Raw genomic sequence first — 20,769 nt, 5'->3', positions numbered from 1 at the left:
AACAAGGAGTGATAACTATTTTCATTATCTTCTTTGCCCGATCCCCCCTTCGTCCCGATCGGGCATAATGGGCGCTTCCCCTCATCCGGAGTTCACCATGGAATCTCGTCTCTGCCGCTGGGGCATTGCCGGCGCCGGTGCCATCGCCAGCCGTTTTTGTCATGACATCACCCGTTTTGCCAGGCAGAGCAAGGTGGTGGCCATCGCTGCCCGCGAGTCGGCGCGGGCCGACACTTTCGCCGCCGACCACGGCGTGGCGCGCGCCCATGGCAGCTACCGGGCCTTGGCCGAGGATGGGGAGGTCGATGCCGTCTATGTGGCGGTGATCCACCCCCAGCACGGCGCCGTGGTGCGGCTGATGCTCGAGCACGGCAAGCATGTGCTGGTGGAAAAACCGGCGGTGCTGAGCGTGGCCGAGTGGGACCAGCTGACGGCGCTGGCGCACGCGCGGGGTGTGTTGCTGCTCGAAGCGATGAAGGTGATGTGCTTTCCCGCCTGGCGGGCCCTGTGGGCGCAGCTCCCCGAGCGCGGGCTGCCCCATCATCTCGAGGCGGCCTTCGGCTCGCAGGTGACAGGGGATGGCAAGCTGTTCGATGCCGCCCTGGCCGGTGGTGCCAACTGGGATGTGGGGGTCTATGGCCTGTGGCTCTATGCCGCCCTGTGCCGGCGCTTCTCACTGCCGGCCAGCCCTCCTGTGGTGATGCGCAAGATGGGGCCGAGCGGGGTCGATTTGCAGAGCTGGTATCGCTTCGAGGGGCCCTTCTCGGCGCGGATCGGCGCCGCCATCGACGAAGATCTACCGCGCCACGCCCGGCTCGAGGGGGAGGGGTGGGGGCTTGAGATCGTCGGCAAGTGGTGGAATCCGCAGCAGATCCGCTGGGATGATGGAACCGAGATCCTCATGCCGGTCGAGGGGGGATTGCAGTTCGAGGCGGATCACCTCGCCGAGCTGCGGGTAGCCGGGGCGCTCGACTCACCCTGGCTGCCCCAGGCGGTGAGCCGTCAGGTGATAGGCTGGCTGGCGGCCGCGGCCTGCGCCTGACAAAACGCGATGCAGTGGCGCATCGGCGCCGACAGGTATTTTTGACGGTGCCACACCAGTTGCAGCCGGCGGCGCATCGGCTCGGCCAGGTTGAGGCGGCGCAAGCGGCGCGCCGCGATGCGATCGCGCGCCGCCAGCTCGGAGATGAGCGAGAGGCCGAGCCCCTGCTCGACCGACTGCATCACCGCCTCCAGGGTGTTGAGCTCGAGCAGGGGGCCGATGCGGCCAATCAGGGGACGCAGGCGCTGATCGAACTGCTCGCGGCTGCCGGAGTCCGGCTCGCGCAGCACCCATGGCTCACCGGCCAGCGCCGCCAGGCGCAGATCGGGCAGGCCGCCGAGGGGGTGATCCCAGGGGGCCACCACGACCATCTCGTCGCTGAGCCAGGGCTCGGTGACCAGCTCGTTCATCCGGGTTTCCCCCTCGATCAGCGCCAAGTCCAGCTCGAAGTGGGCCAGCTGCTCGCACAATCTGTGGGTATTGGCGATGTTGACCTCGAGGCGGACTCCCGCCTGCTGCATGGCCGCCAGCAGGGGCGGCAGCAGGTAGTTGCCGATGGTCTGGCTGGCCCCCAGGCGCAGCAGCCCCGCCTCGCCTGAGTGGGGGGTGAAGAGGGTCTCGATGTCGGCCACCCGCGCCAGCAACTCCTCGGCCATGGGCTGTAGCTGACGCCCTTCGCTGTTGAGTTGCAGCCTGGGGTGGATGCGATCGAACAGGGGGGCGGCGAGCTGGCGCTCGAGCTCTTGCAGTGACTGGGAGATGGCGCCACGGCTGAGGCACAGCTCATCGGCGGCCTTGCCGAGGTTGCCGTGGCGGGCGATGGCGCTGAAGACACGCAACTGCTTGAGGGTGATATTCATATTGTTTTTCTAAATGCTGCCTTTAAATCATTTAGATATCGTAAATGACGACGGCTCATTATCCTAGCCCCATCCATCGTGATGACGCCGTGGTGACGCGGTAAGCGCAGAGGTAAATGGCATGATGAAAAGAACCCGACAGACGCTGGCCGGTGCCCCGACCCCGATGGCGGGGCTGGCGCTCGGCATTGCCAGCCTGGGCTGGTGCTGCGAGAACTTAGGGGGCCTCGATGGCTGGGGCCAGCAACTGGGCGCCGCCATCGCGGCCGCGCTGCTGCTGATCCTCACCGGCAAGTTTCTCAGCCACCCGCGCCTGCTGTGGCAGGATCTGGCCCACCCCGTGGTGGGCAGCGTGGTGCCCACCTATGCCATGGCGGTGATGGTGGTCTCCAAGGCGCTCGAGCGCTATGCCCCCTCTGCCGGCGAGGCGCTCTGGCTGGCCGCCGTGGGGCTGCACCTGGTGTTCCTGGCCGCCTTCTGCTGGCACCGCCTGCGCGGCTTTGAGCTGCACCACATGGTGCCGAGCTGGTTCGTGCCGCCGGTCGGCATCATAGTGGCCGCCGTCGCCTGCCCGCAGGGGCGCATGCTGCCACTGGCCCAGTGGCTGATGTGGTTTGGCATGATCTGCTATGGCGTCATGCTGCCGCTGATGATCTACCGCCTCATCTTCGGCCATGAGGTGCCGGATGCAGCCAAGCCGACCATCGCCATTCTGGCAGCCCCCGCCAGCTTGTCGCTGGCCGGTTACCTGACCGTCAGCGACACCCCTTCGCCGGTGCTGGTGGCCCTGCTGTTTGGTATCGCCGTGCTGATGACCTTCATCATCTGGCTCGCCTTCTTCCGTCTGCTGCGCCTGCCGTTCAGTGCCGGCTATGCCGCCTTCACCTTCCCCATGGTGATCGGCGCCACCGCCTTGTTCAAGCTGGCGTCGCTGCTGGGCGAGCTGGGGGTGGCCGCGCCTTATGTGGCCCAGGTGCACGGGCTGGCCACGCTGGAGCTGGGGGTAGCCTTCGTCATCGTGACGTACGTGGCGCTGCGTTATCTCCTCTTCTTCAAGCCGCACCGACTCTTGCTGCGCGCCCACTGATCAGGCGGCGCCCGCTAAAAAAAGACCCAGGCCTTGGCCTGGGTCTTTGCGTTTAACCGAGCGCGGTGTCGAGGGTCATCATCAGGGCAAAGCCTCCCATCAGCCCCAGGGTGGCGAAGGTCTGATGGCCGTTGCGGTGGGTTTCGGGGATCACCTCGTGGGAGACCACGAACAGCATGGCGCCGGCCGCGAGGCCAAGACCGATGGGGTAGGCGATGGCCATGCCGCTGGAGAGGCCGATGCCGACCAGGGCGCCAACCGGCTCGAGCAGGCCGCTTAAGATGGCGATGAGCACGGCCGGCAGCGGCTTGTAGCCGGCGGCGATGATGGCAAGCGCCACCGCCAGCCCCTCGGGGATGTCTTGCAACGCGATGGCGGTGGTGAGCGGCAGCCCCACCTTCATGTCACCTTGGGAGAAGCTCACGCCGATGGCCATCCCTTCCGGCAGGTTGTGCAGGGCGATGGCAAAGACAAACAGCCAGACCCGCGAGCAGTTCTGGTGGCCGGGGCCGCAGGGGCCGCTCTTGTCATGCTCGTGGGGGGTGAACTGATCGAGCCCCAGCATCAGCAGCACGCCGAGCCCCATGCCAAGCACCACCACGGCGGCGGCGAGGAAGGGGTTGCCGGTGAGCCCCTCGGCGGCCTCCAGCCCCGGCAGCAGCAGCGAGAAGGCGCTGGCCGCCAGCATCATGCCGGCGGCAAAGCCGAGCATGGTGTCCTCCACCCGCTGCGGGATGGAGCGCAGCACCAGCGCCGGCAGGGCGCCAAGGGCGGTGGCGGCAAAGCCCGCCAGACCACCAATGATGCCGTAGTGGGCCCCCGGGGTCAGATCGCCGGCGGCGATGGCAATCAGGCTTTGCAACAGCAGCAGCAATACGCCGGCGAGGGCGATGGCCAGCGCCATGGCCACCTTGGGGTGCGCCTGAATGTGCAGGCGCAGCAGCTGCTGCCAGGGTTGGGGCGGGGAGGAGAGGGTGTGATCGGTCATGACGGCTCCGGATAAAGGCAGTGGGCAGAGGAAAACCAGGGTATTAGAGCCTGTGGCAGCGGCGCTTGTCCATGCGGCCAAACCTATTGGGGCAAACGCTCCGGTCGATGGCGATAAAAAAACCGGCCCGAAGGCCGGTTGTTGCTAGCGATGAGGATCAGGGGTTGGTGGCCAGACTGGCGCGGCTGCGCCGCTGCTTGAACTGGTAGCCAACGGCAAGAATGACCAGCCAGACCGGGATCAGCAGCACCGAGATCTGGATGCCGGGGGTCAGGTACATGATCACCAGGATGCCGGCCATGAAGGCGAGGCAGAGGTAGTTGCCAAACGGGCTCCACAGCGCCTTGAACTTGGGGGTGACCCCTTCGGCGGCCTTGGCCTTGCGGAACTTGAGGTGAGCCAGGCTGATCATGGCCCAGTTGATCACCAGGGCCGAGACCACCAGGGCCATCAGCAGCTCGAACGCCTTGCCCGGGATCAGGTAGTTGATGAGCACGCACAGCAAGGTGGCGGCGGCTGAGATGGAGATGGCCACCACAGGCACCCCGCTCTGGTTGGTCTTGAGCAGCGCCTTGGGGCCGTTGCCCTGCTTGGCCAGACCAAACAGCATGCGGCTGTTGCAGTAGACGCAGCTGTTGTAGACCGACAGGGCGGCGGTCAGCACCACGATGTTGAGTACGTTGGCCACCAGGTTGCTGTCGAGGGCGTGGAAGATCATCACGAACGGGCTGCCGCCTTCCACCACCTTGCCCCAGGGGTAGAGGGAGAGCAGTACGGCCAGGGCGCCGATGTAGAAGATGAGGATGCGGTAGATCACCTGGTTGGTGGCCTTGGGAATGCTCTTTTCGGGGTTGTCGGCTTCGGCGGCGGTGATGCCGACCAGCTCAAGCCCGCCGAAGGAGAACATGATCACCGCCATGGCCATCACCAGGCCGCTCACCCCGTTGGGGAAGAAGCCGCCTTGGGCCCACAGGTTGGTGACCGAGGCATCCGGGCCGCCGGTGCCGGAGAAGAGCATCCAACTGCCAAAGCCAATCATGCCGACGATGGCCAGTACCTTGATGATGGCAAACCAGAACTCCATCTCGCCGAACGCCTTGACGTTGGTCAGGTTGATGGCGTTGATGAGCACGAAGAAGAAGGCCGCCGACATCCAGGTCGGGATCTCGGGCCACCAGTACTGCACATAGATACCGACCGCGGTCAGTTCGGCCATGCTCACCAGCACATAGAGCACCCAGTAGTTCCAGCCGGAGGCAAAACCGGCGAAGTCGCCCCAGTACTTGTAGGCAAAATGGCTGAACGAGCCGGCTACCGGCTCTTCGACCACCATCTCGCCGAGCTGGCGCATGATAAGAAACGCGATGAAGCCGCCGATGGCGTAGCCGAGCAGCACGGCCGGGCCCGCCATCTTAATGGTTTGCGCAATCCCCAGAAACAGGCCGGTACCGATGGCACCGCCCAGGGCGATCAGCTGGATGTGGCGGTTCTTCAAGCCACGCTTGAGCTCATTTCCCTGCTGTGTCAGATCCATTCCTCAATCCTCTGTGTCGGTCAGTTAACTTGGTTGCGTACCGATATGTTTACAATATTGCGTGCGCTTCGTTACGAATTCGCCTGCTTAACCATATCGTGTCACTACCAATAGGCCGAGAATAATGCTAGGTGCACGGTTTTGCACCTCTTTTTCACCGAGAAAGCGGAGGAAATGGCGCCTTAATCACGTGCTGGCTGCGACAACGGGCGAAAAACCAAGAAAAGAGTGAATTTTGTTCAATCTATCAGGTCTCTATTGACTTCGCGTTTTACTGTTGCCTCTTCAATAGAGTTGCCGGCGCAGCCCGGTGGTCTCCAGGATTTTGGCGCTGATCTCTTCCACCGAGTGGGAGGTGGTGTTGAGAAAATGGATCGCCTCCTGGCGAAACAGCCGCTCGACCCGAGCCAGCTCCTGCTCGCACTGCTCCAGTGACGAGTAGCGGCTATTGGCCCGGCGCTGGTTACGGATCTCGTGCAGCCGCTGGGGCGCTATGGTCAGGCCGAACAGCTTGTGACGGTTGGCCTTGAGGGCGGGGGGCAGCTCCAGGGCGCCCATGTCTTGATCGATGAAGGGGTAGTTGGCGGCGCGAATGCCAAATTGCAGGGCGAGATAGAGGCTGGTGGGGGTCTTGCCGCAGCGCGACACCCCGATGAGGATGATGTCTGCCTCCTCATACTCCTTGGTGGTGATGCCGTCATCGTTGGCCAGGGCGAAGTTGACCGCGTCGATGCGATCGTCATAGAGCTTGCGGTTCTCCATGCCGTGGGTGCGGTGCAGGCGTGGCGTGGCCTTTACGCCCAGCTCCTGCTCGAGCGGGGTGACGAAGGTGTTGAGAAAATCGTGGGCATTGACCTGGGCGCGCAGCACTTCCTCGCGCAGCACGGGGTCGACGATGGTGTGAAACAGCAGGGGCTTGATGCCAGTCTGGGCGAAGCACTCATCGATGCGCTGGCGCACCAGGCGCGCCTTCTCCAGGGTTTCGACGAAGGGGATGGTCACCTGTTCGAAGGCGAGGGGAAACTGACTCAACACGGCGTGGCCAAACACTTCGGCCGTGATGGCGGTGCCATCGGAAACGTAGAAGACGGTGTGCACGAGAATGCTCCTTTTTCAGCTCTACAAATAAAGTTTCTCTGGATACCAACGCGGAATGTCAACTATCCAGCTGTTGTGAACTTGTGATACAGGTTGCAAACCTGGTTCGTTAATTTTTTGTGATTCATTGTAAAATGGCCTCGCCATTGAACCATCCCCTTTATACAGGGGATTTTATTGGCTCTGGCAAGAAAACGTTTTCTTTGCGGTGCCCTACACCATAACAGAAACACGGGCTCGATCCCGTGTTCACCAACCTGGAGACATGCAAGTGCAACAGTACGTACTCTGGTACGAGCAACTCGGAATGCAGGATGTGGATCGCGTCGGTGGCAAGAATGCCTCCCTCGGCGAGATGATCAGCAACCTCTCGGGAGCCGGTGTTTCGGTTCCGGGCGGGTTTGCCACCACGGCGTTTGCTTTCAACGAGTTTCTCGAGGTGAGTGGTCTCAACGAGCGGATCCATACCCTGCTCGACGAGCTGGATGTGGATGACGTCAATGCCCTGGCCCGTGCCGGCCAGCAGATCCGTGAATGGGTCGTCGCCGCGCCGCTGCAACCGGCGCTGGAGCAGGCGATCCACGCCTCTTATGACAAGCTCTCTGCCGGGCTCGATGCCTCGTTTGCGGTGCGCTCCTCGGCCACCGCCGAAGACATGCCCGACGCCTCGTTTGCCGGGCAGCAGGAGACCTTCCTCAACGTGCGCGGCATCGACGCCGTGCTCACTGCCATCAAGCATGTCTTTGCCTCGCTGTTTAACGATAGAGCCATCTCTTACCGGGTTCACCAGGGTTACGATCACCGTGGCGTGGCCCTCTCGGCCGGGGTGCAGCGCATGGTGCGCTCGGATCTGGCCGCCTCCGGCGTCATGTTCACCCTCGACACCGAGTCGGGGTTTAACGACGTGGTCTTCATCACCGGCTCCCAGGGATTGGGTGAGATGGTGGTGCAGGGGGCCGTCAACCCGGACGAGTTCTACGTGCACAAGCCGACCCTCAAGGCGGGTCGCCCTGCCGTGGTGCGCAAGACCCTCGGCTCCAAGCTCATCAAAATGATCTACTCGGGCGATGCCGGCCATGGCCGCCAGGTGCAGACCGTCGATACCCTTGAGGCCGAGCGCAACCACTTTTGCATCACCAATGAAGAGGTGATGGCGCTGGCCAAGCAGGCGCTCATCATCGAGCAGCACTACGGCCGCCCGATGGACATCGAGTGGGCCAAGGATGGGCAGGATGGCCAGCTTTACATCGTCCAGGCGCGTCCGGAAACCGTGCGCAGCCGCCAGGAGGGCAACACCTTAGAGCGTTTCGCCCTCAAGCAGGCGGGCAGCGTCATCGCCGAGGGGCGCGCCATCGGCCACAAGATTGGCCACGGCCCGGCCAAGGTGGTGAACTCCATCAGCCAGATGGACGAGGTACAGCCCGGCGACGTGCTGGTCACCGACATGACCGATCCGGACTGGGAGCCCATCATGAAGCGGGCCTCGGCCATCGTCACCAATCGGGGCGGGCGCACCTGCCACGCCGCCATCATTGCCCGCGAGCTGGGGATCCCGGCGGTGGTGGGTTGTGGTGACGCCACCGACCACATTCAGCCCGGCCAGCAGGTGACCGTTTCCTGCGCCGAGGGGGACACCGGCTTTATCTATGATGGGGCCCTGGATTTTGACGTGGCGGTGACCGAGGTGGGCAACATGCCGCGCCTGCCGGTGAAAATCATGATGAACGTGGGCAACCCGGATCGGGCCTTCGACTTTGCCCAGCTGCCCCATGCCGGGATCGGCCTGGCGCGCCTTGAATTCATCATCAACCGCATGATTGGCGTGCACCCCAAGGCGCTGCTGGAGTTCGACCGCCAGAGCCCCGAGCTGCAAGCCACCATCACCAAGATGATGGCCGGCTATGAGAGCCCGCGTGAGTTCTATGTGGCCAAGCTCACCGAGGGGATCGCCACCCTGGCCGCGGCCTTCTGGCCGGAGCGGGTCATAGTGCGGATGTCGGATTTCAAGTCCAACGAGTACGCCAACCTGGTGGGCGGGCGCGAGTATGAGCCCCACGAAGAGAACCCCATGATCGGTTTTCGTGGCGCCTCGCGCTACATCGCCGACAGCTTCCGTGCTTGCTTTGCCCTCGAGTGCGAGGCGATCAAGCGGGTGCGTGAGCAGATGGGGCTGACCAACGTCGAGGTGATGGTGCCCTTCGTACGCACCGTCGGCGAGATCCGCGAGGTGATCGAGATCCTGGCCGAGAACGGCCTGCGCCGCGGCGAGCAGGGGCTCAAGGTGATCATGATGTGCGAGATCCCGAGCAACGCCCTGCTGGCCGAGCAGTTCCTCGAACACGTGGATGGCTTCTCCATCGGCTCCAATGACATGACCCAGCTCACCCTGGGGCTGGATCGGGACTCGGGGTTGATCGCCCACCTGTTTGACGAGCGCAACGAGGCGGTCAAGGCCCTGCTGGCCATGGCCATCCAGGCGGCGCGCAAGGCGGGCAAATACGTGGGGATCTGCGGCCAGGGGCCGTCCGATCACCCGGACTTTGCCGCCTGGTTGCTGGAGCAGGGGATCGACTCGGTGTCGCTCAACCCCGATACCGTGGTCAACACCTGGCTCTATCTGGCTGAGCAGCACCCGGTCAACTGAGCCGACCACCCATAACAGAAGGGGCCTGAGGGCCCCTTTTTCATGGTCGAGGGTTAGTGGGTGGAGCGCTGGATGGCATCACCCGCGCTTTCGATATCCTGGCCGACACCGCGCACCGTGTTGCAGGCAACCAGCTGGCCGCAGGCGACAACCAGCAGAAGGGACACAACAATTCGGATCATGGCTCTCTCCCTGATGGTGGTTCCCTTTGAGGGTATCCAAACGGGGGGAAATTGCCCGGCTCCTCACTGATCCAACATGAAGCGGGAGCGCGGCCGTGAGCTGCGCGCCGGACGTGGCGGAGTGAGCGGTGCACATCGCGTGGCCCCTTCATCGCGCCTGCGCCGCTAAGGGGGTAGCCTCCATGGCCATCGAGGTTCGGCCGTCGCTGGGGGGCGTTAGCACCCGATGGGCATGTTGGACTAGTGCAGGGTGGGGTGGGCGCAGCCACAGCAGCGCAGCGCCTGCTCCACCTCGGGATGGGGGCCACTGCGGCGCAAAAACCGCAGCAGCTCAACGCGGCAGCAGAAGAGATGGGTATGGGCCGCCTCGCGCAGCCGGCACGGCTGGGCGCCGTCTTGCAGCAGATTGAGCAGGCTTTGCTGCGCCTCGCACAGGTAGTAAGCCGCGCGCTCGGGCAGCGCCATGGCCAGCAGCAGATCGGCCAGGTTGTGGTAAGAGACCACCAGGGCGGCGACGGCTTCCTCGGGCTCGCGCCACAGGGGCAGGTGCTGGCGGGCGCTCCACAGGGCTTGCTGGTAGCACGCCAGTGCGCCGGCGTGGTTACCGAGGGCGAAACGGCGGTTGCCAAGCCGGGTCTGGTGTTTCCAGAAACGGGTCGACATAGGGCTCTCCTGTCAGGCAAATGATAATGGGAACTTATCTCATTTGACCGGCAATATGAACCCCGCAAAGAGTGAGGCAACGCCTCTTGATCGCCTAGATTGGAGCAAGAACGAACAAGGCGGCCCTCGGGCCGCCTTTTTACCGCGTTATCGCGCGCGGCGTTATGCCTTCTTCATGTAGGCGGCGACCAGTACCAGTTGCACGCCGTTGACCTTGCCTTCGATGTGCAGCGGGTTGTTGGTCAGGCGGATGTTCTTGACCAGGGTGCCACGCTTGGCGGTGAAGCCGGCGCCCTTGACGTCGAGATCCTTGATCAGGGTCACCGAGTCACCCTCTTGCAGCACGGCGCCGTTAGAGTCGAGGGTCGGGGTGTGATCGTCATCGGCCTGCTGCTGGCCGGCTTCGGCCCAGGCGCGGGTGTCGTCTTCGAGGTAGAGCATGTCGAGGTTGTCACGGGCCCACACTTCACCCTGATCGGCCAGGGTCTTGAGCTGACGCCACGCCATGACCTGTACGGCCGGCACCTGGCTCCACATGGTGTCGCCGAGGCAGCGCCAGTGGTTGACCTCGAGGGTCTCGGGGGCGCTGATCTGGCCGTGGCAGGTGGCACACAGGGCGACGCTGTGGTCGGCGTCAGCGGCCGGGGAGTGGGGGATGGCGTACTGGCTCAGCTCCTGCTCGGCACCGCACAGTTCGCATTTGCCACCGGCCCGGGCCAGCAGAGATTGATCGATCGACATGGTGATATTCCCCAAGGTTCGGGCCCACCACTGGTAGGCCATGTTTCAGTTATAACGAGAGGGGGCGGACTATAGCATATTATCCCCCATTTTGGCAGGGATAATCGTGTCATATGCTAGTTTCGCCTCAAGCGAGCCTGCTCATCAGCGCGGCGGCAGGGGGCGCTGCTCCAGCGTCTGCTCAGCGGGGCGGCACGCCAGCACCGAGCCCTGCTCAAACCAGTCGCCCAGCACGATGCGGCGGGCCGGCTGACCGTCGAGGGAAAAATCGTGGATGGCGGGCCTGTGGGTGTGGCCGTGAATGAGCAAAGTGCAGTGGTGCTGGCGCATGGCCTGGTGCACCGCCGCCTCGGTCACGTCCATGATCGATTGCGCCTTGCCGGCGTTCTCTTTTTGGCTGTTGCCACGCAGCTGCCGGGCAATGCGCTGACGGCGCGCCAGCGGCAGGTGCAAAAACAGCCAGCGCAGCCAGCGCCAGCCGGTGACGCGGCGAAAGCGCTGATAGTCCACGTCCAGGGTGCAGAGCAGATCCCCGTGCATCAGCAAGGTGCGCTGGCCGTAGAGCTCGATCACGCTGGGATCGCCGAGCAGGGTCATGCCGGCGCGGCGGGCAAACGCCGGCCCCAGCAAAAAGTCGCGGTTGCCGTGCACGAAATAGAGCGGCACGCCGGCGCTGGCCAAGGCGGCGAAGGCGTCGGCCACCTGGTCGTGCAGCGGGTTGGGGTCGTCATCGCCAATCCAGAACTCGAACAGATCGCCGAGCACATAGAGGGCGTCGGCGCGGCGCGCCTCACCTTGCAGGAAGCTGAGCAGGGCCGCCGTCATGTCGGGCCGCTCCAGAGAAAGGTGCAGATCGCTGATAAAGAGGGTCGTCATGGGGTCCACAGGCCGCCGTGGCTCAGGAGGTGATAAAGAGGCCGGCGGGCATCAAAGGCGGCGAGGGAATCGATGCAACGCCCGTGGGCATCAAAGGGAAACACCGCGGCCGGGGCCGCGGTGGCAAGGTCGTTCACCGGGCTCAGGCGACGGTGACCTTGGTGATGATCACATCTTCGAGCGGCACGTCCTGGTGGATGCGGCCGTAGTTGCCGGTCTTGACGCCCTTGATCTTGTTGACCACGTCCATCCCTTCGCTCACTTCGCCAAACACGCAGTAGCCATAGCCTTGGGTGGTGGCCGACTTGAAGTCGAGGAAATCGTTGTGGTTAACGTTGATGAAGAACTGGGCGGTAGCCGAGTGCGGATCCATGGTGCGGGCCATGGCGACGGTGCCGATCTTGTTGGAAAGCCCGTTGCCGGCTTCGTTTTGTACCGGATCGCGGGTCTCTTTCTCTTCAAAGCCGGGCGCATAGCCGCCGCCTTGGATCATGAAGCCGTCGATGACGCGGTGGAACACGGTGCCATCGTAGTGGCCGTCACGGCAGTATTGCAGGAAGTTGGCGACGGTCTCCGGGGCCTTGTCGGCGAACAGGGTCAGGGTGATGTCCCCGAAATTGGTGTGCAAAGTGACCATTACGGCGTCCTTTTAGTGGGTGGGTGTGCAAGTGCGGGCAATTCTAGCCCAAGGCGGGCTGTCGGCAAAGCGTAGGGCAGGGGGCAAAGGCGCGAGCGGACAGGCTTTGTGCGGCGAAAGGGGCGGCGACACGGCTCGTTTTATCCCCCCGATGGGGTTAGAATGGCAGCCCATTTCACTGGAAGGACAGCGATCGCGATGCTGAAGATTTACAACACACTCACTCGTCAAAAAGAAGAATTCAAACCCATCCACCCGGGAAAGGTGGGCATGTATGTGTGTGGCGTCACCATCTACGATCACTGTCACATTGGCCACGGCCGCACCTTCGTCGCCTTCGACGTGGTGGCCCGTTACCTGCGCTATCTCGGCTATGACCTCACCTATGCGCGCAACATCACCGACGTCGATGACAAGATCATCAAGCGCGCCGCCGAGACCTGCGTCAGCTGCGATGACCTGACCGAGCGCCTGATCGGCGACATGCACGCCGACTTCGATGCGCTGGCCATGCAGCGCCCCGACATCGAGCCGCGCGCCACCGCCCACATCGGCGAGATCATCGCCATGGTGCAGCTGCTGCTCGATCGCGGTCATGCCTACGTGGCCGACAACGGCGACGTGATGTTCATCGTCGACTCCTTCCCGGCATATGGCCGCCTCTCGGGCCAGGATCTCGAGCAGTTGCAGGCCGGTGCCCGGGTCGATGTGGTCGATGCCAAGCGCAACCCGCTCGATTTCGTGCTGTGGAAGATGTCCAAGCCCGGTGAGCCGACCTGGGAGAGCCCCTGGGGGCCGGGCCGCCCCGGCTGGCACATCGAGTGCTCGGCCATGAACTCCAAGCACTTGGGTCATCACTTCGACATCCACGGCGGCGGCTCGGATCTGCAATTCCCGCACCACGAGAACGAGATTGCCCAGTCTTGCTGCGCCCACGACGGCGAATACGTCAACACCTGGATGCACAGCGGCATGGTGATGGTGGATAAAGAGAAGATGTCCAAGTCCCTCGGCAACTTCTTCACCATTCGCGACGTGCTGGCTCACTACGATGCCGAGACGGTGCGCTACTTCCTGATGTCGGGCCACTATCGCAGCCAGCTCAACTACTCGGAAGAGAACCTCAAGCAATCGCGTGCGGCGCTCGAGCGTATCTACACCGCCCTGCGCGGCCTGCCGGCGGTGGCCCCGGCCGGTGGTGAAGAGGCCGTGGCCCGCTTTAAAGCCGCCATGGACGATGACTTCAACACCCCGGAAGCCTACTCGGTGCTGTTTGATCTGGTGCGCGACATCAACCGCCTCAAGGGGCAGGATGACGTCGCGGCGGCGGGTCTGGCCGCCCGCCTGCGTGAGCTCGGCGGCGTGCTCGGCATCTTGCAGCAAGACGCCGACGCCTTCCTCAAGGGGAGCGAGAGCGACGACGAGGTTGCCGAGATTGAGCGCCTGATCAGTGAGCGCAACCAGGCTCGTGCCGACAAGAACTGGGCCGCCGCCGATGCGGCGCGCAACCGCCTGACCGAAATGGGGATCGTGCTGGAAGACAGCGCCGGCCAGACCACCTGGCGCCGCGCCTAAGGCCGGTGGCCCTGCTCGCGCCAACCGGTTGAGCCAATAAAAAAACCGCAGCCCGAGGGCTGCGGTTTTTGTTTGCATCTTTTCCCTCGACACCTCTTAAGCCTCGGTGGCCTGCGCTCTGATCCCCTCTCTCCTTGCGGGAGGGGGCTCATATCAACGCGCGATGGCGTCTCTGCAAGGGCGCGGTTGCCAGATTGCAATGTGAACCCCGAGGCATTAGCTCCGGTTATGGCGTTTCGGATTGCTCGACCAGTACCTTGGTACGCTCCTCGGTCAACTGGGTGAGGCAACTGCTGTGTACCAGGGGGGCCATCGATCCCCCTTCATAGACGCCGGCCTCGTAACGGCACTGGGCATCGCGAAAAGTGATCCAGGCTCGCTGCGCAGTTCTCAGCCTCTCCAGTTGTGCCTTGTCCAAGACGACACCCCGCTTTTTGTAGGCGGCATTGAGCCTTGCATCGGCCCGCTGGTAATCCTGAAATGCGCAGGTGTTCATGTCGGTTTGTGTTACCGGCGCAGTGCAATCCTGAGTAGCTTGAACGGCAGTGGTTGCCAGCAAGAGTAACAGGGCGGAATAGGGTCTCAAGAGGCTGTTCCTTTGTAGTGGCGAGAGAGCCACTATACGGTATAAATCGGCCGCGATGGTGGCTCTGTTTTTCAAGAATAACAAGCAGATGACGTCATGACGCTGAACGTGGGGCCGTCTAAGGCTGGCGTCTGCGATGCATATGGCGGCCAGCTGCTCTACCTGCTCAATGCCGCCTCCAGGACGCGGGAGAGCGCCACTCGCGAGGCGCCGGAAGCCTTCCTTTGTCGCAGACAACCCCTTCCAGCCCAACGCTAGGGGTCACCTGCTGAGCTCGCAGAGCCTCTCATCCAACCCGATCCCGGGCCATCAGGGGGAGTGCGAGGTCAAGGTCAGCTTCACCTTCGGTGAGCCGGGCTCCTCGTTCGACGCCGTCAGCGGCCCCTGCGATTTTTGTCAATCTGGCAGCCTGCGCACCGGCGATCCCACCGCAGGAGGAGAGCAGTGTAAGGGGTTGGCGAAATAGTCTTCTAGTTGGGGTCGAAGTGTGTTTGGGGTATAGAAATAAAAACTGCAGCTTAAGGCGCGGTTTTATTGTGGTATACAATGTAAAGGGCGCTTTTTATAAACATCTAGAGGTAATGCATTTGTAAAGTTATTTTATGTGAATTTTTTGCGCAACTATCAATCATATTGCTCCAGACTGAGGGTATGATTTAACAGATGAAGTATAAGATGAAGGCTGGTTTTATTATTTGATACTATTTCAAACGGTTATTATAAGAACAGAGTGAACATTAAGATTATACTTTTTATTTTATGTAAAATCACTTCTGACAAATTTTTTCAACTCATCAGCAAAAAGTTGAAGTTTCCTGTTTACATTTTCTACATCACTTACTAGTTGTTCGTAATAAACGTAAGTCTTTTGAATATCTTGAGGTGAGGCTGATTTATTATATTCTTTTTCCTTTTCCACTTTATACCAAGAGCGGTACTTGGCCTGCCATTCAGTTAAGTGTGGTCTTAAACCATCATTTAGGACCATCATGGATATGTCAATAAGATTTTCAGTGTCTTTTTTCTCTTTACCTGATAGTTTCTCTACCGGAAGTGCGGCTATTTGCTCTCTGACACATTGAAATAAAGTATGCCAGCTATCGTAGACTTCAATGATCACATCTTTATCTCGTTGAAAAGGTAAGGCTGCTTTTCTTGTTACTAGCTCTGTCCATATCTTATGTGCAATTTTTTTATCCTCTATGCTGGGTTTTATTTTTATTTGAGTTCCTGTAAATGGCTCCTTGATTATGATTTCATCTGCCTTGTAATTCTTTAATACTGGTTGTATTACCTTGAATAATAAGATTAATAAAATGAACGCAGCAATTATTGATAGTGGTATTGGTATGTTTATTTTAAGTGTGGAATTGATTCCATCAAAAATTATTGAAACAATTTTTAATTCTATTGGTTGAGTTGACGTGCCTTGTGCTGCTGGCATTGGAATAGGCATGATGGGGTTATCCTTATATATTTTTGTGTGATTATTGTGAATCATTTCATGTCGATATTAAGCCTGATTTTTGGTCTACCCGTTTATAAAACTCAGAAAATTGGCAGGGATCTGAAATAACCAGGTTTAATTTTGATTTGTTATTTTTGTGTATGCTTTCTATGATATCCATTGCCCCTTTTGATTGGGCTATATCTATTTTTTTGTAGTCTCTTATTTTATTATATCCAATTGATTGTAGGTCAATTTCAACTGCTGCATTACCAAAGTAATAGAAGTGGTTTGAAATTAGGACAAACTTAGATTTAGTATCTCTTTCTAAGTTTTTAATATTATAGGTCCCATCAGGGTTACTATGATGAGAGTCTTCTTGTATCCACGCTTTATCTACATCTTGATGATAGATGTTATCACCTAGCATTTGCACGTGACTACCATTTCTCGATGGTTTTTTCAGAGAAAAACGTGAGTCTGACCAATAATCATTAAAATTGATTTTTTCCGTTATTTTCATTAATAGAATGCATTTTTTTTGGCTGTGCGTAACTGTGCCCCTCCAATTCCTAAAATCCAATCATCGATATTGGCCGATGCTCTTATTCGTGGCTTGCATGTTGCTAAAGTACAAACTCCATGAAATGGATTAGGTGCGAAACCAAAGTCTCGAGTGATTGCATAAGCGTACAAATGTGAGTTTGGAGATATTAGCATATAATGTTCCCACCATTAATTTTCTCTTTCTCTCGACCGTCAATATGTTGAAAATGGCTATTGCCATCTAGCGCATCGATGATCGATTCAGCTCGCCATCCAACAATAGATGTCGCATATTTTGTCAGGTTGTCTGGTAGTTCAACATCGTCTTTTAAACCATTTTCATACACGCCAATAATTGGCTTTCCAAGCTGATGGGCTACTTTTATCTCCCAGTTTACCCAAGGTCTCGTATATGTCTCTTTACCTATGACTACAATGACTTGACTAGCCCATCTCATTTTCATTCTAAGTAGGCGTTCGATAGTTCTATCGCTTATTTTTTTTCTGGTCTATACGGGCTTGGTTCTCTGGTTTCACTCTAATGGAGCTATTTCTAAATTGATAGCCTTTAGAAGATGCTAAGCGAGTAATCCCATCGACACTTGCATCATCTTTATGATGATGGCTAATAAATACATTTCGTTTAATAGTGTTAACCATTTTTATCTCCAAAAAAATTAAAAATCTCGAAGTTACGATTTACTTTATAATGATAAATCTGCTTCGGCCTCTTGTTATTGAATTTTGTTCTACATCTTTTATCAATCTCACATGCTCCACTATTTTCCATGTCCATTAATGTATAAATTCTTTCATTTTTTGGCAAAAAGTGAAATACTTCGTCCATATCCCAGCTTTCGTTATATTTTTCAGAAATCATGTGCTGGTTTTTTGTAAACCAGAATAAACATTCTTCGCTGTTCATTCCATCCCTGTTAGAGAAAATCCAGTTAATGCCTCTCTCACATCCAGGCCCTGAAACAACAAAGTTGTGCTCTGTAAATGGAAACTCGTTAAGGTAGGTTAGATCAACAAAGATCTGGTAGGCGAGAAACTTCCCGATACCATGGAATGACTTAAGATGGTTATATACTGCATCTTGTGTTGTTGAATTTTTAACGCCTTTCAAAATGGAGTCTTGATTGTAGAAAACAAATTTAATCATTCTTATGACCATATTGCTCTCTTTTTTTCCCTCTCGTTGCTCCAGAAAAGATCCGAAGTTCATTTTTGGGCCGCCTAATATATAGGCAGCACTGAAAAAGACATAGTTTGGATCGTTGTAAGCCAAAATAGATAGCTTGTTTCTTATTGTGTCATTTATATAATCCAAACTCATGTTAGAGAAATTGAATGGTGCATCAAGTGAACATAAAGTATTGCTTTTATTTATAACTCTAAATAAAAAAATATTTAATATTTTATTGTCATAGCTTAAGGACGGATTTTTTATTACATTGGAAATAAGCCATTTTGTTTCTCTATCCCATGCTCTCTTGGTATTAACAAATTTATATTTCTTTAATATTTCATCAGTTGTCCAAAAGGGGGGGAGCTCTAGAATCTCTTTCTTATAATAAATAGATGTTCTTTCTCGTTGATGATAAAACCATTCCTTTATAACTCGTTCATTAAGTATAGGTTTGGCTGACTGTATTTTTTGCTTACTAACATTACAATATAATAAGTCATTTTTGTTGTCCACTGATGAAGACCTCTTGAAAGAACATATCAAATGTATCTGTGCCGCTACTGGAATTATTAAATGTGTAATCGGAATTTGAACTGTTCACTATAATATGTTTGTCAATATCGTATTTATCGTAATTATTATTATCTCTGTATATGTATATTATTACAAAGTTATTTTTCTTGCACCACAATAACTCATTAGTTGATCTTATATCGGTTATTATTATTTTCTTTTCATTATCAATAGTATTTATTTCCTCAGATAACATTCTTATGAATATCTGCTCTTCAATTTTTCTTAAACCATCAAGGTTTAGCCATATATCTCTCGGAGAATATGTTATTCTTTCCCCAGTAGATAGAGTGATATTCAAAGGCAATGCTTTTTCCTCAGGTTGATAGTCTTTTTCTAACCAAGGATATATATGACGAGCTAATTTTTTTAATTGGTCACTGAATGAGAAACGAACAAATTCATGGTTGTTAATTAAATAATTGGCAAGATAGTCTTTTCCACTACCAGAGACTCCCATAAAAGCAATTTTCATGATGCGACCTTTATCTGTAGATTGAAATTGTTTTTAGTGACTGATGATATAAAGTCTTCACTTAATGTGGAATGTAAGGTGATTGGTTGCATGAGTCTTTTTTGGTAAACATATGCCAATGTAGCATCACAATACCCCCAAAGAAGATTGCCATTATAGTCTACATTGTAATGTGAAAATATAGATTTCATTTCAATCCTAGATTGCTCTATTGGTGGTAGATCAGGAGTGCTTATGATTATCTTATTTTCTATAAATGAGACTATATCATGTAATAGTTTTTTTGTTTCCTGTGGAGAGCTTGCAAAATATATATTATCGTGATTTTTAATGTCTAAATCTTGTTTGTCTTTATTGAAAAGTATATCTTTAGCCTGATTTATTTTTTCTTTATAGATATGTAGGTTGGTAATAGATTGGTGTAAGTAACCTAAAGTTAATTCACTATCAACCTCTTTTTGTAACATAAAAAGGACGAATTCTTGTAATAGACCGAATTCAAATATATTTATATGACTGACTCCAAATATCAAATCCCCACTTCGTTGAGTTATCTTGATATTTAGTTTTTTGTCTGGAGTGACAAAAAAATGGATTAGGTTGTTACAAGGAATGTCTAGGCTATTTTCCAAATTAACTTCAAGTAGACTTTCACTTGTGTCCCTATTTGGCATGTAAAGACTGATAACAGCTCTTCTTGTGTATATACCTTCACATTTAAATTGTTTAATTACATTGTCTATTTGTCCATATGCATAGAGCCTTTCACCATAAGCAGCACGCCAGATAATACCATCATCTGAATATTCTTTCGCCCTAGGTACAAAAAACGATAAATAAGGAGCGATTTCATTCATACCTGCTAATACCCAGAGGGTTTCAGCAAAAGTGGCAAAGATATTGTTTTTTCTACCTGATAAGTTTAGGTGTCTTGATCTTGGGTTGTTTAATATGATGCTCACATCATGTAAAGTTAATGCTTCTCCGTTTCTTGATGAAGTGTTAACCCCATCGGAGAATATTTTTTCTATAGCATTTACTATAACACTATTAATGTTGTCACCATAAACGACATGCATAATATTGCCTCATTAGATAAATGTAAATTTAGCCGTAGGTGCGATGCTTTATTTTATATTAACAAAGCGTAATTGGACCTTAGAGAAATTAAGATATTATCTCGGAAAATACTTACTGTCTGGCCTTACATATAAAACCTATCCCCGATAGGGATGTGTACCACTTGTCTTCTCATAATGATTTTTCATCTATGCAATGATGTCGATATAGCCTGTTGCATAGGTGCGAAAATTTGGTTTCGCCATGGGGTGGGTGAGGACCGGATCAGAGATAACGACTTTCTCTAGCATAGTATTAACTGCCCTTGCCTTGCCTTGCCTTGCCTTGCCTTGCCTTGCCTTGCCCTTGCCCTTGCCCTTGCCCTTGGGGTTGAGGGTTGGGTGTTACTCCCTGTTGTTCGCCGAGGTGAGCCCGTTTGTCGAGGCCGCGAGGCAATGCCGAGCGAGCGCCGCTGTGGCATGGGCAAAACCGGTATTAGACGAGCAATGCTCGACCCGGTTTGGCGCAAGGACAAGGATGTCGGCAGCGGACGTTGACCGATGCCATGGATAGTAAAGGTCAAAGCCCATCGGCGCGTGCCGTTGGACAAACGGGGGCGCCGAGGGATCCCGACGCAGGAGGGCGAGCAAGCGGGGGAGAAGACCTTTGGTGTTATTTGCCAAAGAGGGCGGGTGTTTCCAAAGTCACTCGCCCCAGCCCGAAGGGCGGCGAAACTCTGTCGAGGGCAGCTCCCTCGTGTCCTGTATGGCGGAGCCATGCCCAAAGCTGTTGGCGACTCCTTATCCTGACCCTCTCCCCCAAGAGGTGAGGGGAGCAAACCAAAACCCCCTCGAGGAGAGCGTCCTCGCCCCTCGCCGTGGTGCGGTCGCTCTGGCGTCCGCCTCGGCTCCATTTCGACAAAGACGCTACCGCCCCTGGCTTATCGCTGCCACCGTGCGCCCTT

At 55.9% G+C, this 20,769-nt stretch carries 19 protein-coding genes and 1 pseudogene; 4 read left to right on the top strand and 16 right to left on the bottom strand.

The genetic code is table 11. The annotated features are described in order from the left end of the window. Positions 1 to 97: 97 nt before the first annotated feature. Complete coding sequence (locus BN1134_RS11745; protein WP_042047422.1) at positions 98 to 1,042, top strand: Gfo/Idh/MocA family protein; 945 nt, start codon at positions 98 to 100, stop codon at positions 1,040 to 1,042. On the opposite strand, the gene BN1134_RS11740 is transcribed toward BN1134_RS11745, so the two are convergent. Beyond that, entirely contained in the window at positions 1,003 to 1,902 is a 900-nt protein-coding gene (locus tag BN1134_RS11740; RefSeq protein WP_042047421.1) for a LysR substrate-binding domain-containing protein, read from the bottom strand. The genes BN1134_RS11745 and BN1134_RS11740 overlap by 40 nt on opposite strands. Positions 1,903 to 2,023: 121 nt before the next feature. On the opposite strand from BN1134_RS11740, the gene BN1134_RS11735 reads away from it, so the two are divergent. Beyond that, entirely contained in the window at positions 2,024 to 2,989 is a 966-nt protein-coding gene (locus BN1134_RS11735) for a TDT family transporter (protein WP_042047420.1), read from the top strand. Positions 2,990 to 3,041: 52 nt separating this feature from the next. Here BN1134_RS11735 and BN1134_RS11730 read toward each other — a convergent pair whose 3' ends face one another. From BN1134_RS11730 to ppsR, 3 genes are all read right to left on the bottom strand, one after another. After that, positions 3,042 to 3,893, bottom strand: a complete 852-nt coding sequence (locus BN1134_RS11730) for a ZIP family metal transporter (protein WP_404800079.1) — start codon at positions 3,891 to 3,893, stop codon at positions 3,042 to 3,044. A gap of 241 nt (positions 3,894 to 4,134) precedes the next feature. Beyond that, complete coding sequence (locus BN1134_RS11725; RefSeq protein ID WP_042047417.1) at positions 4,135 to 5,511, bottom strand: amino acid permease; 1,377 nt, start codon at positions 5,509 to 5,511, stop codon at positions 4,135 to 4,137. Positions 5,512 to 5,796: 285 nt separating this feature from the next. Beyond that, positions 5,797 to 6,609, bottom strand: a complete 813-nt coding sequence (gene ppsR / locus BN1134_RS11720; protein WP_042047416.1) for a posphoenolpyruvate synthetase regulatory kinase/phosphorylase PpsR — start codon at positions 6,607 to 6,609, stop codon at positions 5,797 to 5,799. Positions 6,610 to 6,874: 265 nt separating this feature from the next. Here ppsR and ppsA point away from each other — a divergent pair, with 265 nt between their 5' ends. Beyond that, complete coding sequence (ppsA, locus tag BN1134_RS11715; RefSeq protein ID WP_042047415.1) at positions 6,875 to 9,253, top strand: phosphoenolpyruvate synthase; 2,379 nt, start codon at positions 6,875 to 6,877, stop codon at positions 9,251 to 9,253. A 53-nt stretch (positions 9,254 to 9,306) separates the two neighbouring features. Here ppsA and BN1134_RS19315 read toward each other — a convergent pair whose 3' ends face one another. The 5 genes from BN1134_RS19315 to BN1134_RS11695 all read right to left on the bottom strand — a co-directional run bounded on the left by BN1134_RS19315 (position 9,307) and on the right by BN1134_RS11695 (position 12,352). Further along, positions 9,307 to 9,435 carry an entericidin A/B family lipoprotein gene (locus tag BN1134_RS19315; RefSeq protein ID WP_084214791.1) on the bottom strand — a complete coding sequence of 43 codons (129 nt, stop codon included), beginning with the start codon at positions 9,433 to 9,435 and terminating at the stop codon, positions 9,307 to 9,309. A gap of 240 nt (positions 9,436 to 9,675) precedes the next feature. Next, positions 9,676 to 10,098: a DUF2753 family protein gene (locus BN1134_RS11710; RefSeq protein ID WP_042047414.1), complete on the bottom strand. Its 423-nt coding sequence runs from the start codon at positions 10,096 to 10,098 to the stop codon at positions 9,676 to 9,678. Positions 10,099 to 10,260: 162 nt separating this feature from the next. Beyond that, on the bottom strand, positions 10,261 to 10,839 hold the full coding sequence (locus BN1134_RS11705; protein ID WP_042047451.1) for a PhnA domain-containing protein: 579 nt from the start codon (positions 10,837 to 10,839) through the stop codon (positions 10,261 to 10,263). 144 nt (positions 10,840 to 10,983) lie between these two features. Continuing rightward, a complete protein-coding gene (lpxH, locus tag BN1134_RS11700; protein WP_042047413.1) occupies positions 10,984 to 11,715 on the bottom strand; it encodes a UDP-2,3-diacylglucosamine diphosphatase in 732 nt (243 codons plus the stop codon). Between the two features lie 142 nt (positions 11,716 to 11,857). Beyond that, on the bottom strand, positions 11,858 to 12,352 hold the full coding sequence (locus BN1134_RS11695; protein WP_042047412.1) for a peptidylprolyl isomerase: 495 nt from the start codon (positions 12,350 to 12,352) through the stop codon (positions 11,858 to 11,860). A 198-nt stretch (positions 12,353 to 12,550) separates the two neighbouring features. Between BN1134_RS11695 and cysS the strand changes: the two genes are divergently transcribed. After that, entirely contained in the window at positions 12,551 to 13,927 is a 1,377-nt protein-coding gene (gene cysS, locus BN1134_RS11690; RefSeq protein ID WP_042047411.1) for a cysteine--tRNA ligase, read from the top strand. A 226-nt stretch (positions 13,928 to 14,153) separates the two neighbouring features. Here the strand turns inward: cysS and BN1134_RS11685 are convergent, their stop codons facing one another. From BN1134_RS11685 to BN1134_RS19290, 7 genes and pseudogenes are all read right to left on the bottom strand, one after another. Next, the gene (locus BN1134_RS11685; protein WP_042047450.1) at positions 14,154 to 14,513 is read right to left on the bottom strand and encodes a lysozyme inhibitor LprI family protein; all 360 of its coding nucleotides are present in this window, start codon (positions 14,511 to 14,513) and stop codon (positions 14,154 to 14,156) included. A 757-nt stretch (positions 14,514 to 15,270) separates the two neighbouring features. After that, positions 15,271 to 15,969, bottom strand: a complete 699-nt coding sequence (locus BN1134_RS19735; protein ID WP_156991748.1) for a hypothetical protein — start codon at positions 15,967 to 15,969, stop codon at positions 15,271 to 15,273. Between the two features lie 46 nt (positions 15,970 to 16,015). Further along, a pseudogene (locus BN1134_RS19305) lies at positions 16,016 to 16,680 on the bottom strand (Nmad2 family putative nucleotide modification protein). Further along, complete coding sequence (locus BN1134_RS20030; RefSeq protein ID WP_269746969.1) at positions 16,674 to 16,988, bottom strand: TIR domain-containing protein; 315 nt, start codon at positions 16,986 to 16,988, stop codon at positions 16,674 to 16,676. The pseudogene BN1134_RS19305 and the gene BN1134_RS20030 overlap by 7 nt, the downstream one beginning before the upstream one ends. Before the next feature lie 170 nt (positions 16,989 to 17,158). Further along, positions 17,159 to 18,211, bottom strand: a complete 1,053-nt coding sequence (locus BN1134_RS11680) for a nucleotide kinase domain-containing protein (RefSeq protein WP_042047409.1) — start codon at positions 18,209 to 18,211, stop codon at positions 17,159 to 17,161. Continuing rightward, the gene (locus BN1134_RS19295) at positions 18,195 to 18,746 is read right to left on the bottom strand and encodes an adenylate kinase (protein ID WP_084214790.1); all 552 of its coding nucleotides are present in this window, start codon (positions 18,744 to 18,746) and stop codon (positions 18,195 to 18,197) included. Before BN1134_RS19295 ends, BN1134_RS11680 begins: the two co-directional genes overlap by 17 nt. Next, complete coding sequence (locus tag BN1134_RS19290; protein WP_042047408.1) at positions 18,743 to 19,825, bottom strand: thymidylate synthase; 1,083 nt, start codon at positions 19,823 to 19,825, stop codon at positions 18,743 to 18,745. The genes BN1134_RS19295 and BN1134_RS19290 overlap by 4 nt, the downstream gene beginning before the upstream one ends. Positions 19,826 to 20,769: the final 944 nt, after the last annotated feature.

The sequence above is a fragment of the Aeromonas simiae genome, from assembly GCF_000820125.1.
GTDB lineage: Bacteria > Pseudomonadota > Gammaproteobacteria > Enterobacterales > Aeromonadaceae > Aeromonas > Aeromonas simiae.
This window is presented reverse-complemented; position numbering and strand designations above follow the sequence as displayed.

What these genes read in the sequence shown, in the direction of transcription:
- BN1134_RS11745 (WP_042047422.1), top strand. Translation starts at nt 98, where the DNA reads ATGGAATCTCGTCTCTGCCGCTGGGGCATTGCCGGCGCCGGTGCCATC.
- BN1134_RS11740 (WP_042047421.1), bottom strand. Translation starts at nt 1,902, where the DNA reads ATGAATATCACCCTCAAGCAGTTGCGTGTCTTCAGCGCCATCGCCCGC.
- BN1134_RS11735 (WP_042047420.1), top strand. Translation starts at nt 2,024, where the DNA reads ATGATGAAAAGAACCCGACAGACGCTGGCCGGTGCCCCGACCCCGATG.
- BN1134_RS11730 (WP_404800079.1), bottom strand. Translation starts at nt 3,893, where the DNA reads ATGGCGCTGGCCATCGCCCTCGCCGGCGTATTGCTGCTGCTGTTGCAA.
- BN1134_RS11725 (WP_042047417.1), bottom strand. Translation starts at nt 5,511, where the DNA reads ATGGATCTGACACAGCAGGGAAATGAGCTCAAGCGTGGCTTGAAGAAC.
- ppsA (WP_042047415.1), top strand. Translation starts at nt 6,875, where the DNA reads ATGCAAGTGCAACAGTACGTACTCTGGTACGAGCAACTCGGAATGCAG.
- BN1134_RS19315 (WP_084214791.1), bottom strand. Translation starts at nt 9,435, where the DNA reads ATGATCCGAATTGTTGTGTCCCTTCTGCTGGTTGTCGCCTGCGGCCAG.
- BN1134_RS11710 (WP_042047414.1), bottom strand. Translation starts at nt 10,098, where the DNA reads ATGTCGACCCGTTTCTGGAAACACCAGACCCGGCTTGGCAACCGCCGT.
- BN1134_RS11705 (WP_042047451.1), bottom strand. Translation starts at nt 10,839, where the DNA reads ATGTCGATCGATCAATCTCTGCTGGCCCGGGCCGGTGGCAAATGCGAA.
- lpxH (WP_042047413.1), bottom strand. Translation starts at nt 11,715, where the DNA reads ATGACGACCCTCTTTATCAGCGATCTGCACCTTTCTCTGGAGCGGCCC.
- BN1134_RS11695 (WP_042047412.1), bottom strand. Translation starts at nt 12,352, where the DNA reads ATGGTCACTTTGCACACCAATTTCGGGGACATCACCCTGACCCTGTTC.
- cysS (WP_042047411.1), top strand. Translation starts at nt 12,551, where the DNA reads ATGCTGAAGATTTACAACACACTCACTCGTCAAAAAGAAGAATTCAAA.
- BN1134_RS19735 (WP_156991748.1), bottom strand. Translation starts at nt 15,969, where the DNA reads ATGCCTATTCCAATGCCAGCAGCACAAGGCACGTCAACTCAACCAATA.
- BN1134_RS19295 (WP_084214790.1), bottom strand. Translation starts at nt 18,746, where the DNA reads ATGAAAATTGCTTTTATGGGAGTCTCTGGTAGTGGAAAAGACTATCTT.
- BN1134_RS19290 (WP_042047408.1), bottom strand. Translation starts at nt 19,825, where the DNA reads ATGCATGTCGTTTATGGTGACAACATTAATAGTGTTATAGTAAATGCT.